This window comes from Pseudomonas antarctica (assembly GCF_001647715.1).
GTDB classification, from domain to species: Bacteria; Pseudomonadota; Gammaproteobacteria; order Pseudomonadales; family Pseudomonadaceae; genus Aquipseudomonas; species Aquipseudomonas antarctica_A.
In genome coordinates, this window is the sequence record NZ_CP015600.1 from 4073543 (window position 1) to 4086890 (window position 13348).

At 61.6% G+C, this 13348-nt stretch carries 10 protein-coding genes; 2 read left to right on the forward strand and 8 right to left on the reverse strand.

Translation table 11 applies throughout. The features are described from left to right. The 5 genes from A7J50_RS18210 to A7J50_RS18230 form a co-directional block, all read right to left on the reverse strand. Window positions 1-1533 carry an FGGY-family carbohydrate kinase gene (locus A7J50_RS18210; RefSeq protein WP_064453065.1) on the reverse strand — a complete coding sequence of 511 codons (1533 nt, stop codon included), beginning with the start codon at window positions 1531-1533 and terminating at the stop codon, window positions 1-3. 1 nt (window position 1534) lies between these two features. Next, a complete protein-coding gene (locus tag A7J50_RS18215) occupies window positions 1535-2614 on the reverse strand; it encodes an alcohol dehydrogenase catalytic domain-containing protein (protein ID WP_064453066.1) in 1080 nt (359 codons plus the stop codon). Window positions 2615-2641: 27 nt separating this feature from the next. Beyond that, window positions 2642-3634, reverse strand: coding sequence for an ABC transporter permease (locus tag A7J50_RS18220; protein WP_064453067.1), 993 nt, complete (start codon window positions 3632-3634; stop codon window positions 2642-2644). Then, window positions 3600-5108 (reverse strand): sugar ABC transporter ATP-binding protein, encoded by a 1509-nt coding sequence (locus tag A7J50_RS18225; protein WP_064453068.1) that lies wholly within the window; start codon window positions 5106-5108, stop codon window positions 3600-3602. Before A7J50_RS18225 ends, A7J50_RS18220 begins: the two co-directional genes overlap by 35 nt. Before the next feature lie 63 nt (window positions 5109-5171). After that, window positions 5172-6095, reverse strand: coding sequence for a substrate-binding domain-containing protein (locus A7J50_RS18230; RefSeq protein WP_064453069.1), 924 nt, complete (start codon window positions 6093-6095; stop codon window positions 5172-5174). Between the two features lie 317 nt (window positions 6096-6412). On the opposite strand from A7J50_RS18230, the gene A7J50_RS18235 reads away from it, so the two are divergent. Then, the gene (locus A7J50_RS18235) at window positions 6413-7084 is read left to right on the forward strand and encodes a sterol desaturase family protein (protein WP_064453070.1); all 672 of its coding nucleotides are present in this window, start codon (window positions 6413-6415) and stop codon (window positions 7082-7084) included. A gap of 2 nt (window positions 7085-7086) precedes the next feature. After that, entirely contained in the window at window positions 7087-8187 is a 1101-nt protein-coding gene (locus tag A7J50_RS18240; RefSeq protein ID WP_064453071.1) for an SMP-30/gluconolactonase/LRE family protein, read from the forward strand. Window positions 8188-8237: 50 nt separating this feature from the next. On the opposite strand, the gene A7J50_RS18245 is transcribed toward A7J50_RS18240, so the two are convergent. The 3 genes from A7J50_RS18245 to A7J50_RS18255 form a co-directional block, all read right to left on the reverse strand. Then, window positions 8238-9680 (reverse strand): hypothetical protein, encoded by a 1443-nt coding sequence (locus A7J50_RS18245; RefSeq protein ID WP_064453072.1) that lies wholly within the window; start codon window positions 9678-9680, stop codon window positions 8238-8240. Window positions 9681-9830: 150 nt separating this feature from the next. Then, window positions 9831-10895, reverse strand: a complete 1065-nt coding sequence (locus A7J50_RS18250; RefSeq protein ID WP_064453073.1) for a lipocalin-like domain-containing protein — start codon at window positions 10893-10895, stop codon at window positions 9831-9833. Continuing rightward, window positions 10885-13347 (reverse strand): ABC transporter permease, encoded by a 2463-nt coding sequence (locus tag A7J50_RS18255; RefSeq protein WP_064453074.1) that lies wholly within the window; start codon window positions 13345-13347, stop codon window positions 10885-10887. The genes A7J50_RS18250 and A7J50_RS18255 overlap by 11 nt, the downstream gene beginning before the upstream one ends. Window position 13348: the final 1 nt, after the last annotated feature.

Genomic DNA, 13348 nt, shown 5'->3' on the forward strand with positions numbered 1-13348 from the left:
TCAATCGGATTGCAAGCAGTGCATGATCGGTTTCAGCGCGGGATACAGCTTCAAATACTCGCCAAACGCGCGGTCATAGGTCATGACATTTTCGCGTTTGGGCTGCGCGCGCAGCTCCAATTGCACCCAGCCCTTCTCCATCTCCCCATCACTCACCAACCCCACCGTATGCGCGGCCAGCAACGCGGCGCCCATCGCCGCCTCAACCTCTTGAACGATGGTGTAAACCGGGTACCGCGTGATGTCCGCAATAATCTGCATCCACAAATCCGAATGACTCGCGCCACCGACCACAATCAGGCGCGGGTCCAGCGATTGCGCGCCCTGGGTGCCGGCTTCGATATTGTGCCGCAGGGCAAAACTCACCCCCTCCAGCACCGCGCGGTACAGGTGAATGCGGCTGTGATACAGGTTCAGCCCGACAAAACTGCCGCTGGCGTGGTCATCCCATACCGGGCTGCGTTCGCCCATCAGGTACGGCAGGAACAACAAGCCTTCGCTGCCGGCCGGGATCTTCATCGCGCTCTGTTCCAGCAACACCAGGCTGTCCTGGCCACTGGCCTTGGCCTGTTGCTCTTCGGCCTGGCAGAACTGCTCGCGAAACCAGCTGACCGATGCCCCGGCGGTGATTGCACCGCCGAAGATGTACAAGTCCTGATGGCCGTTGTAGACATGCGGCATGCTCACCAGGCCGTGGCGTGCATCGACGTGCTGGTTCAAATAACCCCAGCACATGCTGGTGCCGATCATCGCCACGTGATTGCCCGGCTGCGTAACGCCTGCGGCCAGAGTGGCCATGGCCGCGTCCACGCCACCGGCGAGGATCGGTGTGCCTGCCTGCAGGCCCAGGCGCAGGGCCCAGCTCTCCAACAGCCCACCCACCACCTCACCGGAATACACCAGCCGCTCGGGCATCATCGCCATGGGAATCTGCAGCGCCGCGAGCATCTCCTCGGACCAGCCCCGCTGCGCCACGTCATAGACGCCGCCGATATTGCCGGCGCTGCTATGGTCCACCGCCAACTCACCGGTCAGGCACCAATTGATATAGCTGTTCGGCGGCAGCAGGTAACGCGTATTGGCCCACACCTGCGACTGATGCTGCTTGAGCCAGAGCATCTTGGTGAAGCCGTAGTAGCTGTCCACCGAGTTGCCGGTGACCGCGAACAAGCGTTCAAGGTCGACATGCTCGCGCACCCAGGCCACCTGCTCGCCGGCACGGCGGTCCATCCAGATCAGGCACGGGTGCAGCGGTGTGATTTGCGCATCCACCGCAATTCCCGAGCCGCCGTACAGGCTGCTGATGCACAGCGCCTTGACCTGCTCCGCTGCCACGCCGGCCTTGGCCATGCACTGCGCCACGCAGGCCTCGACCGCATCGAGCCAGATCTGCGGCCATTGCTCGGCCCAGCGCACTTTCGGGGTATCCACGCGATACCCCTGGCTGTGCTGCGCGATGATCGTGCCTTGACCATCCACCAGCAGCGCCTTGGTGCTCTGGGTTCCAATGTCGACACCCATGACATAGTTCATCTCAAAGCACCGGCTTCAACAGCACCTTGATCGACTTCGTCGAGTTGGCCAACTCGAACGCTTCGGCAAAGTTATCCAGCGGGAAGTCATGGGTGACGATGCCTTTGGAGGTGACCAGGCCGCGTTCAAACAGGTCGATGGCAATCGGGTAGCAATAGGGGCCCAGGTGCGCGCCGCGTACGTCCAGCTCCTTGCGGTCGCCGATGATCGACCAGTCGACACTGGTTTCGGCGCCGAATACGCTGAACTCGACAAAGCGCCCGAGCTTGCGGATCAGGTCCAGGCCCTGGGTCACGCCGGCCGGTACGCCGGTGGTTTCGATGTACACGTCGCAGCCGTAGTTGTCGGTGAGACCGTTGATGATCTCGCGGGCATTGTCGCGGGATGGGTTGATCACCACGTCGGCGCCGAATTGCCTGGCCAGTTCGAGGCGCTCATCGACCATGTCGATCACCACCAGTTTTTTCGGGGTCTTCAGCGCGGCCACCTGGACCATGCACAGCCCGAGGGTGCCCGCACCGGCGATCACCACCACGTCATCCAGCTGGATTTCGCCACGGTTGACGGTATGAATCGAGCAGGCCATGGGCTCCACCAGTGCCGAGTCTTCCAGCGACACCGACTCCGGAATCTTGTGCACGATAGCGGTTTTGGGAATGCGCATGTACTGGGCCATGCCGCCTTCGGCCACTTCACGCTGGAAGCCGAAGATGTTGTGCACTTCGCACATCCAGTATTTACCCGACTTGCAGAAGCGGCACTTGCCGCACGGCACGATCTGTTCGGCGATGACCTTGTCGCCGACCGCGACTTCAAAGTGCTCTTCAGCGCCCTCGCCCACTTCCACCACGTAGCCAAAAAACTCGTGGCCCGGCACCACGGGTGCCTTGACCCACGGGTTGTCGCCGCCCCAGAACATCGCCGCACCCGAGTGGCATTTGCAGTCGCTGGCGCAGATGCCGCAGGCGGCGATGCGAATCACCAGTTCATTGGGGCGTGCCTGGGGTTTGCTGATGCGTTGCAGGCGGTAGTCCTTCGGGCCGTGGCAGACGACGGCTTGCATTTCGATGTGCTTGTCCATGGTGTTCGATCCTGTCTTGAGAGGCATTTATTTATGGCGCTGACGGCTGATAAAGATCGCCAGCAAGATGATTGCGCCCTTGATCACGCTCTGGACGTAGGGCGAGACGCCGAGCATGTTCAGGCCGTTGTTCAATACGCCAAGCAACATCGCGCCGAGCAACGTGCCGACGATCACGCCGCGCCCACCGGCAATCGAGGCTCCGCCGAGCACCACGGCCGCAATCGCATCCAGCTCGAACGACACGCCGGCATTCGGCTGGCCGCTCATCAGGCGTGAGGTCAGCACCAGCCCGGCAATCGCCGCCGTCAGGCCACTGATGCCGTACACCAGCAACTTGAAACGCGCCGCGCGCACCCCGGACAAACGCACCGCTTCTTCGTTGCCGCCGATGGCGTAGATGTAGCGGCCGATGCGCGTGTGTTGCAGCAACACGTAGGCGGCAAAGTAGGTGATCAACATGATCAGGATCGGCACTTCGATGCCGAACAGGCTCTGGCGACCGAAGAAGCCGAACCACTCCGGCAGCCCAGAAATCGGGTAACCGTCGGTGTACATCAGGCCCAGGCCACGGGCGATGCCCATGGTCGCCAGGGTGACGATGATCGGCGGCATATGCAGGTACGCGACGAACAGCCCGTTGCCAATGCCAAAGGCCACGCCGATCAACATCCCGGCGCCAATCGCCAAGCCCGGCGGCAGGCCTGCGACCATCAGGCCGGCGGTCAGGGTGCCGGACAGCGCCATCACCGGCCCCACCGACAGGTCGATGCCGCCGGTGAGAATCACGCAGGTCATGCCCACCGCAATAATCGCGTTGATCGACACTTGGCGGGCGATGTTCGATAAGTTGCTGGCGGTGAGAAAAGTGTCGCTGGCGAGGATCATCACCAGGGTCACCACCACCAGTCCGACAAAGGGATAAAACGCCGGCGAACGCACCAGCCGCGCCAGGTTCAGGCGCAGTCGGCCGGTGTCGCCGGTGTTAATGGACGTATTCACTTGAGCCCCCTGTTGCATGGCGCATGACCTCTTGAGGATTGACGGAGGACGCTTCAAGTACCTTGACGATGGCGCCCTTGTGGAACACGGCGACGCGGTCGCACATGCCGATGACTTCCGGCAGTTCGGAGGAAATCATGATGATTGCGTAGCCCTGTTCGGTGAGGCTGCGCATGAGTGCGTAGATCTGTGCCTTGGCGCCGACGTCGATGCCGCGTGTGGGCTCGTCGAACACCAACACGTCGCAGTGGTGGTTGATCCAGCGTGCAATCACCACCTTTTGCTGGTTGCCGCCGCTGAGGTTGAACACCCGGCTTTCGCCGCTGGGGGCTTTGATCGACAGCTGCGTCATAAGGCTGTCGACGCTGGCGCATTCGCGGCCCTTATCGATCAAGCCACTGGCGTTCTGGTATTTCGGCAGATTGTTCAGGGTAATGTTTTCGCGAATGCTGAAATCAGTGATCAGCCCTTCACTCTTACGGCTTTCCGGAAGCAGGCCGATGCCTTGGGCCAGGGCCTGCGCCGGGTCATCCAGCGTGACTTTTTCGCCGCGCAGCCAAACGTCTTTGCTCACTGACGGCAGCGCGCCCATCATGCCCAGCGCCAGTTCGGTGCGGCCTGAGCCCACCAGCCCGGCGAAGCCGAGGATCTCGCCTTTGTGCAGCTGGAAGCTGTTGTGGGGGCCGTTGCGCACCAGTTGGATGTCCTTGACCTCCAGTAACAGCGGGCCGCGCTCGGTAGTCGGCTTGGGTGGAAAGCTGCATTCCAGGCGGCGGCCCACCATCATCTCGACCAGGTGGTCGATATCGCTGTCGGCCACATCGGTCACGCCCACATTGCCGCCGTCGCGCAGCACACTGATGCGGTCGCACACCTGGAAAATCTCCTCCAGGTGATGCGAGATAAAAATCACCGCCACGCCCTGGCGCTTGAGCTCGCGCATGATGTCGAACAGCAGCTCGGCTTCGCTGGGCGTGAGGGTAGCGGTCGGCTCATCAAGCACCAGCAAGCGCGCATCCAGGGCCAGGGCCTTGGCGATTTCGACAAACTGCTGCTCGGCCACACTCAAGTGCTTGACCGCACATTGCAGGTCGATCGTCACGCCCAGGCGCTTGAACAACGCCTCGGATGCTTCGACCATCTCACGCTTGCGCAACAGGCCGAAGCGGTTGCTCAACTCATGGCCGAGGAAGATATTTTCCACGGCCGTGAGGTAGGGAATCAGGCTGAATTCCTGGAACACAATGCCGATACCGGCGGCAATCGCATCGCGGTAGGTCGCGAACTGCCGCGCCTGGCCGTCGATCAGGATTTGCCCTTCGTCCTGATGCTCGACGCCGCCGAGGATCTTCATCAGGGTCGATTTGCCCGCGCCATTTTCCCCGAGCAGCGCATGGATCTCGCCGCGCTCCACTTGCAGGTTGATGGATTTGAGGGCCTGTACGCCCGGGTAACGCTTACAGATATTTTCCAGCTTCAGAAGACTGCTCATACCGCCGACCTCGTATTCAGTAGGTGACCTTAAGCCCCACGGGTTGCGTGGGGCCTGGGCGAATTACCAGCTGAAGTCCTTGGCCTTGGCCTGATCGATCAAAGTGATGTCCACCGGGACAGTGGCGGGTACTTGCGAGCCCCACTTCCTGGCCAGGGCGATGCCCAGGGCGAGGCGGATCTGGTCGCGGGGGTATTGCGCCGAGGTTGCGATGAATTTGCTGCCGGGTTTCTGGATCGCCTTGATCGCTTCCGGCGCGCCGTCGACGCTGACCAATTTCACGTCCAGCCCGCTGGCTTCGATGGCCGAGAGTGCACCGAGGGAGCCGTTGTCATTCACGCTGAAAATACCCTTGAGCGTCGGCTGGGCCTGCAGCATGTTTTCGGTGACGGTCAGCGCCTGGTCACGTTCCTGCTTGCCATTCTGGATGCTGACGATCTTGATGTCGGGGTGTTTGGCTACGGCCTCTTTGCAACCGCGTACACGTTCGAGGATCGGCACCACGGCGATGCCGTCGAGGATCGCGATATTGCCTTTATCGCCGATATTTTTGGCCAGGTATTCACAGGCCTGGAAGCCGGCGTCGAAGTTCTTCGAGCCGACGAAAGAGTCCAGCGGGCCATCGGCCTGGGCGTCTACTGCGACCACCACGACACCGGCCGCGTGGGCGGATTTGACCGCAGACTGTACGCCGACCGAATCGGTCGGGTTGATCAGCAGGATATCGATGCCTTTTTGCAGCATGTCTTCGACGTCGCTGACCTGCTTGGACACGTCGTGGCGGGCGTCGGTGATGATCAGTTTCGCACCGATGGTTGCGCCGGCCTCTTCGAGGGCGTTTTTCATGGTGACGAAATAAGGGTTGTTGATCTCCTGGAAGGAGGCGCCGATGCGGATGGGCTTGGCGGCGTCGGCGAAAACGGGAGCGGCGTTGCCGAGGGTGATGCTGACAGCCAGTAAACACAGGGTTTTCGGGAGCATTTTCATGGCGTGGGTCTCTGTTTTGTTTTTATTTTTAGAGCAAATGTTATCGTTAACATTTTGCGAGAAACTAGCAAGTAAATGGGGGCTGTGCAAGAGGCCATTGGTCACTCGGGGCCGAATGGCACTCCAAATCGAACGAGATCAAATGTGACAGATGGTTTGCCCGCGAGGCCGACACCCCGGTGCATCAGGCATCCCGCGTGGATGCCATCGCAGGCAAGCCAGCTCCCACAGAGGCTGCGTGTACTGCGCAAAAACTCGCACAATCTCGCGCACCAACTAAGCTCAGCCTCCAACAAAAAAATACCGAGCTTCCCGCCATGGCACACCCCACCGAAACCTTTCGCACCCGCTACCGCAGCGAAGTGAACCGCCATTACAACCCATGGCTGCATGCAAGTTTTGTCCTCGGCTACGGCCTCTTTTGCATCACCCTGGCCTGGTGCTCCACCGAACACATCACCCCACTCCAGTGGCTGACCGTCCCCCTGACCCTAGTGTTTTTCAACCTCTGCATCTATCTCGTGCACCGCCACCTCGGGCACCACAAACACCCCTTCGCCCGCCTGTTCTACGCACGCCACACCGGCGATCATCACAGCTTCTTCACCCCCGGCCACATGACCTTCGACAGCCCCAAAGACTGGCGTGTGATTCTGTTTCCCGCCTGGTTGATCGTGCTGCACAGCCTGGCCATCACCCTCCCCGCGTGGTGGCTGCTCAAGCAGCTGAGCCCTAATGTGGCCGGGCTGTTTGCCGGGTGCATGATCCTCGGCTACTTGCTCTATGAAGTGTTCCATGCCTGCGAACACCTGCCCGCCCACCATCCGGTGGCGCGCCTGCCGTGGATTCGCCAGATGCACCAACTGCACGCTCTGCATCACCGTCGCGAGCTCATGCAAGGGCGCAACTTCAATATCGTTCTACCGCTGATGGATTACCTGTTCGGTACCTTGCACTGGGAACCGAACGCCTACGACAACCAGGAATAGTCATGAGCCACCGCCCCAAAAACCTGCGTCATTTACTGTTCGTGCTTGCGCTTGCGGTGATCGCCTTTCTGCTGTTGATGCCGACCAAAGTGCAACCGGTGAATTGGTCTGCGCCCAAGGCGCCGTCGATGAGGGAAGGCACCTACGCCGAGAACCAGCGGCTTAAGGCCGTACAAAAGATTGGCGCACAAGACATTCCCGGCCCTGAAGCCCTGTTGCTGGATGCCCAGGGGTTTCTGATCAGCGGCTTGCATGACGGGCGCATCATCCGCACATCGCCCGACAGCCATACCCTGGAAGTGCTGGCCAACACCGGCGGCCGGCCCCTCGGCCTGGCGTTTCACCCGGATGGGCGCTTGATCGTGGCTGACGGGGTCAAGGGCTTGCTTGCACTCGATGCCAATCGCCAACTCACGCCGTTAAGCAGCGCCGCGAACGGCGTACCGTTTGGCTTTACCAATGACGTGACCATCGACGCCAGCGGGCGCTATGGGTATTTCAGCGATTCATCAAGCCGCTGGGGCTACGGCCAGGATGGCGAAGCCGTGATCGAGCATGGCGGCGACGGCCGCTTGTTGCGGTATGACTTCAGTAACGGGACCACCCAGGTGTTGCTCGACCATCTGCAATTCGCCAACGGCGTGGCCTTGGGCCCGGATGAAAACTATGTGCTGGTCAATGAAACCGGCGCCTATCGCATCAGCCGCTATTGGCTCAAAGGCGCTCGAGCCGGCAGCCACGATCTGTTTGCCGACAACCTGCCAGGCTTGCCGGACAACCTCAGTTTCAACGGGCGCGACCGTTTCTGGGTCGCCCTGTATTCGCCACGCAGTCCATTGCTGGATGGTTTCGCCGGCTATCCCTTCTTGCGCAAGGTCATGGTGCGGGCGTTGATGGTGGTGCCCAAACCCATCGAGCACAAAGCCTTCGTGCTCGGGCTGGACACCGACGGCCAGGTCATCGCCAACTTGCAGGATGGCAGCCCGGGCAATTACTCGCCGATTACCACCGCGCGGGAATATGGCGATTGGTTGTACCTCGGCTCGTTGAAAAGCACGAGCATGGCGCGCTTGCCGTTGAAACAGGCGCTGGCTCGCGACTGACAAAAAAGGGGCAGCCCAATCAGGCTGCCCCTTTTCCATGACTCAGCGTATCAGTGGATGATGTTCTGCGTGCAGATGTGCCCAAAGGTCACATAAGGCACATTGTCACCGCCGACACCCACCCCCGGGAACTCTGCCAACTCGATACGCCAGCCGCCGAAGTTGAAGGTGGTTTCCCAGTTGTACTTCACACCGGTGCTGCTGTCCGGGTATTGCACGCGGTATTCGCCGAAGCATTCACCGAGCGCGGCACTGGCCTGGGATGTGCCCGCACTGTTGGTGCTGGCCTTGAAGTCGGTCCAGTGGAACTCGGCGCCATCAAAGCGCTTGTCGACGCGCAGGACCGGCGTGACCCCCAACAGAGGCGCGCCAGTGGAGTCGGACCAATTGGTGCTCCAGTTCAACGTGCGTCCAGCCTGGGTCGCCATCCAGAATATCGATGCCGGCACCCGCACGATGTTGTCGCCCTTCACCTCCGACGTGTTCAACCGTGGCGTGGAGCCCAGGCTCAATGCGTACTGCTTGGTCGGGTCCTGCGTCACCGCAGGGTTGGCACGCACCCGCACCTTGACGGTCGCGCCCGGCGTTACGCTCGGGTAAGTCGAGGTGGAACCGGCCGGCACGGTGACCCAATTGGTGCCATCGAAGCGGTCGAAGATCCACTGGTTGCGGCTGCCGCTCTCATCGCCCGCCAGGTACATGCTCACGCTTTGGCCACGCACGGCCTTGAAGTCGAAGTAATCGACGTCGTTGGCATTGTCGAGGTTACCGGTCACCTTGTTCATCGAGTCCGGCAGCACAAAGGCGGTTTGCGCGCTGTCATTGGGCTCAAAGGCATCGATGTTGGTGTCCGCCGCCACGCCGAAACTGAACTGCGCGTTGTTCGCGGTCTTGGCCACCATGTACCAGTAGTAGTCCCCAGCAGGCAGTACGCCGCCCAGGTATTCATCGGCATTGCCCGGGTTGTCGGAGGTGTCGATCAACTGCGGATTACCCTGGCCGTCATCACGGAACAGGGTCAGCGACATATCGGCGCCGGCACTCTGATTGATCAACTGCACCAGCACCCGGGCGTTTTTCGGCAGGTTGAAGTGGTAGGGAAATTCCTGGCCGGTTTGCACCTCGGTGATGGTGTAAAGGGTGTTGATCTCCAGGGTGGGAAACAGCGGTTCAAAGGCGGCGACAGCAGCACTTTTAAGGCTGGCCTGGCTCGGTTTTTTCAACGCGCTGACGGCGGTGTTGAACGGCGCCGACTTGGCCGCCTTGGGCGTTGCGTTTACCTTGCCATTTTTGGCGTCCAGGAACTTTTGCCGTAGCTCGTCCGAGATCGGCACTGCAGTCAGTGTGCCGCCAGGTTTCAGCGCATCGATCACACCTTGGTTGACCGTTCCGGGGGTGAGTTGGGGAAGGGTTTGCTCGGCCAGGGCAGAGGCCGAAATGAAGCAGGAGGCCATCATGGCCGCGCCCAGCATCAGGGCTTTTGTGGGTTTCATTTTTTATCCATCCATAGTTAAAAAATTGAAGCTCGGGTGACCGGTGACATCCGGTCACCTGGGATGGACTGTAGGACATAGCTGTATGCATGTACAGTATTTTTTATATTGATATGGACTCGTTGCCTGCTGGCAAGAGAACAAGCGCGGTTAATACCCCGTCATCTCCAAATACCCCACGCCACCGTCAAACTGCACCGGCCCTTCCCAGTACGGAATACTCAGGTTCATCCACGCTTTCGGGTTGACGGCCTGGGTGGTTATATCCAGCTGTTTACCGGGTATTTTCAGCGACCAGCGCGTGGGAATAGCTCGCCCGTCAATGTCGGTGGTGGCCAGCGGTGTGAGCTGGATATCGGCATTGTGCAGGGTCTGGGTTTGGCCCTGCTGGTCGATCCAGGTGCCGGTCAGGTAACCCGCGCCGTCTTTTTGCCGCACGCGAAACAGCATCAACTGCTCGCCACGGTCCAGGTGCAGCGAGAACCAGTCCCAACCGGTCTGGCTGGCTGCCAGGGGTTGGCTGCTCCATTCGCGGTCGAGCCAGGCAGGGCCGCTGACCTGGTAGGTTTTACCGTCGATACTGACGCTGCCGGCCGCCGCAAAAAACGGCTGGCTGTAGTAGTAGGACGCCTGCCCCTGATCGGATTTGCGGCTATAGCCCTTGTCACCTTGCAGCACCAGTGGACGGCTGGACGTGAGGTGCAAGTCGTAGGCGAACTGCGGGCCGCCGGCCTTGAGTTGCATATCCGCCAACGAGCTTGCCGCGCCTGGGCGGGTGACGAAATTCCAGTCATCGATCCAGGCATTGAACGGCACTGCCTGAGCACCCGCCTGGCCAATACCGCCACGGGCGTAGCGCTCGGCGGCGTAATGGTGGGTAGCGGAGGTGACGGCGGCATGGCCCAGCCAAATCGTCGAGTCGTGCCAGCCCGGCTGCGTAGGCTCGGCCTTCAACGCGTTGCGAAACAAAGTCCACTGCACGCCGAACAGATTGCCTTGCGCGTCTTTGAGATTGGCAGTGACGTACCACCATTCGATGCGAAAGCCATCATGCGGGCCATGGTCCTCGGGGAAACTGAAGACCCTACCCGGCACCACTTGGGCAAAGTCCGCCGCATCGCTGCCAAGGCCCGCGAAGCTTTCTTGCGGCGCGGGCACTTTGTCGCACGCGCTCAACAGCAATACCGTTGCCCACAACAGCGCTTTAATCTTCATTGGCAAAGGTCCTCAGCAGATCAGCCGGGCGGCTGCGGTACAACTGCCATAGCGGCCAGGCCGACGCCAACAGGGTGGCGAGCATCGCCAGCCCCAACAATTGGGCAAGCTGCCACGGGAACACCTGCAACGGCAGACGCCAGCCGAACGCCTGCACATTGATCACTGCGTCCAGGCACCATGCCAGCAGCAGGCCCAACGGCAAAGCAAGCACCAGGGTCAATACGGCCAGCAGCCAGGTCTGGCCAAGGTTGAGCAGCATCAATTGCCGCCGCGTCACCCCCAGCGCCCAGAGTGGCGCGAGTTGACCCAGACGGCTCTGGCTCTGGGTCAGCAAGCTGATAAACAACGCCACACCGGCCACGCCGAGGGTGAGGCTGTTCAAGGCGGCGGTGGCGGCGAAGGTGCGTTCAAACACTTGGCTCGACCAGCCTTTGAGTTGCTGCTGATCGACGATGCGGTTGTCCTCCAGGGCAAATACGCGCTGTATTTCACGCACCAACGGTGGCACGTTCTGCGGCAGCACCCGCAGGTTGAAACGCGCCGGTGTCAGCGTCGGCCAATGCGCCAACAGGTGCTGCGCGTTGACCAGCAGATGGCCTTTGGGGTTGCCGTAGTCGGCGTATATCCCCACCACGTTGGGCGACCACTGGCCGGCAGGTGTGGGGATAGCAATCGCGTCCCCCAGCCGCACGCTTAACCGGCGCGCCAATTGCTCACTGAGCATCACGGTATCGCCTTGCAGCAACCGGTCCCAAGGCGCGCTCGCGGCCTCCAGCAATGGCCAGTGCTGGCGATAAGTCGGGTCGTCGACCACCCCAAATACATCCGCCGGCCAGCCCTGCAATTGCACCGCGACCTGCCACGTAGGCAGCACCGCTTGCACCAGCGGTTGCTGCGCCAACCAGGTCGTGAGCTGTTCGGCCTGGGCCGGGTTTTGCGGGTTGAGGTACAACTCGGCAGTCAGGCGTTGTTCCAGCCAGTTGTTGAACGTCTGGCGGAAGCCCGAGGTCATGGAACCCGCACCAATATTCGCCGCCAACGCCAGCAGCAATGCCATCAACGCCAGGCTCAAGGCAGGCAGTTGCTGGCGGCAGTCGGCGAGAAACCACTGGCCCAGCACTGAGCGGCTGCGCCCGAGCACCACCGTCAACACACCATTGAGCACCACCGGCAGGCCGAGCGCCGCCCCCAGCAACAGGCTGGCCATCAGCACGAACCCGGCGGCCAGGCTGTCACCCAACCACAGCGCCAGCAAGGCGATGACCAGCGCAGTCCCCGCCACCCAGCCCTGACGCCGCAACCAGCGCCCATGGGCATCGTGCCAGGCCTGGGCATTGGCCAGCGCCAGCAGGGGCAAACGCGCCGCGCGCCACAGGCTACTGCCGCCTGCGAGCAGCGCGCCCAGCAGGCTCAAGCCCAACCCAGCCAACCACCACCCTGGGCTGAGGCTTAATTGGCCCGGCACCTCAGCGCCGTAAAGACCGCGCAGGCTGGCGGCCACATCCGGCAGCAACAGGCTCGCCAACAGATAACCGCTCGCGACACCGAGCACGCCGCCCAGCAGCGACAACACGCCGAGTTCGACACCCAGGCTGAGGATCAGCATCCGAGCGCTGACCCCACAAGCCCTTAAGGTGCGCAATAGCCCACGCCGTTGCTCCAGCGCCAGGCCAATGGCCGCGTGGACGATAAACAGCCCCACCACAAAGGACAAAAAGCCCAGGGCGTCGAGGTTCAGGTGAAAGCTTTCGGTGAGGCGCGCGAGGTTGTTTTCCTCACCCTGTTTGAGTTGCAGCGTGGCCGGCGGTGTGGGGTGGCTGGCAGCAAACGCCTTGTCCAGCAGCAAGCGTGACAGTCGCCCGGGCATCTCCAGCAAGGGCTGGGCAAAGCCGATATCGGTCAACAACACGCCGGGGGCCATGTCCTGCTGCACCTGCAACGGCGGCAACGCTCGCCCGCTTGTGGTCAGCGGTTGCTCACCTTCGTGCAAGCCCAGGGCCGACAAGGTTTGCGGGGCGATCCAGGTACGCCCCGGCGGATTGAAAAACGCAACCCTCTGGGCCTGGCTCAACCGCTGTCCCGCCACGGCCCCGCCGCCAGGCAACGACAACGGGTCGATGCCCATCAATTGCAGGCGTTGTTCTTCTTGCCCCTTGAGCACCAAACGCCCCTGCACCACCGGCGACACCGGCCACCCGGCGCGGCGCAGTTCGGCAAACAGTGTTTGGGGGAAGCTCGCACCGTCCGGCGCAGTGAGACTGGCCTGCGGCTCACCGCCAATCAGTTGGCTGGCACGCGCGTAGCTGTCTCGCGCCTGACTGTTGAGCGCCTGCACGCCGGTCAATAGCGCAGTGGCCAGCCACAGCCCGGTCAGCACGCTGAAAAACTGCACCGGGTGCCGCCGCCAATGGCTCAGCAGCGCGCGCAACGTCCAATAAAACACCGCCATC

What these genes read in the sequence shown, in the direction of transcription:
- A7J50_RS18220 (WP_064453067.1), bottom strand. Translation starts at nt 3,634, where the DNA reads ATGCAACAGGGGGCTCAAGTGAATACGTCCATTAACACCGGCGACACC.
- A7J50_RS18210 (WP_064453065.1), bottom strand. Translation starts at nt 1,533, where the DNA reads ATGAACTATGTCATGGGTGTCGACATTGGAACCCAGAGCACCAAGGCG.
- A7J50_RS18255 (WP_064453074.1), bottom strand. Translation starts at nt 13,347, where the DNA reads ATGGCGGTGTTTTATTGGACGTTGCGCGCGCTGCTGAGCCATTGGCGG.
- A7J50_RS18215 (WP_064453066.1), bottom strand. Translation starts at nt 2,614, where the DNA reads ATGGACAAGCACATCGAAATGCAAGCCGTCGTCTGCCACGGCCCGAAG.
- A7J50_RS18245 (WP_064453072.1), bottom strand. Translation starts at nt 9,680, where the DNA reads ATGAAACCCACAAAAGCCCTGATGCTGGGCGCGGCCATGATGGCCTCC.
- A7J50_RS18235 (WP_064453070.1), top strand. Translation starts at nt 6,413, where the DNA reads ATGGCACACCCCACCGAAACCTTTCGCACCCGCTACCGCAGCGAAGTG.
- A7J50_RS18240 (WP_064453071.1), top strand. Translation starts at nt 7,087, where the DNA reads ATGAGCCACCGCCCCAAAAACCTGCGTCATTTACTGTTCGTGCTTGCG.
- A7J50_RS18225 (WP_064453068.1), bottom strand. Translation starts at nt 5,108, where the DNA reads ATGAGCAGTCTTCTGAAGCTGGAAAATATCTGTAAGCGTTACCCGGGC.
- A7J50_RS18250 (WP_064453073.1), bottom strand. Translation starts at nt 10,895, where the DNA reads ATGAAGATTAAAGCGCTGTTGTGGGCAACGGTATTGCTGTTGAGCGCG.
- A7J50_RS18230 (WP_064453069.1), bottom strand. Translation starts at nt 6,095, where the DNA reads ATGAAAATGCTCCCGAAAACCCTGTGTTTACTGGCTGTCAGCATCACC.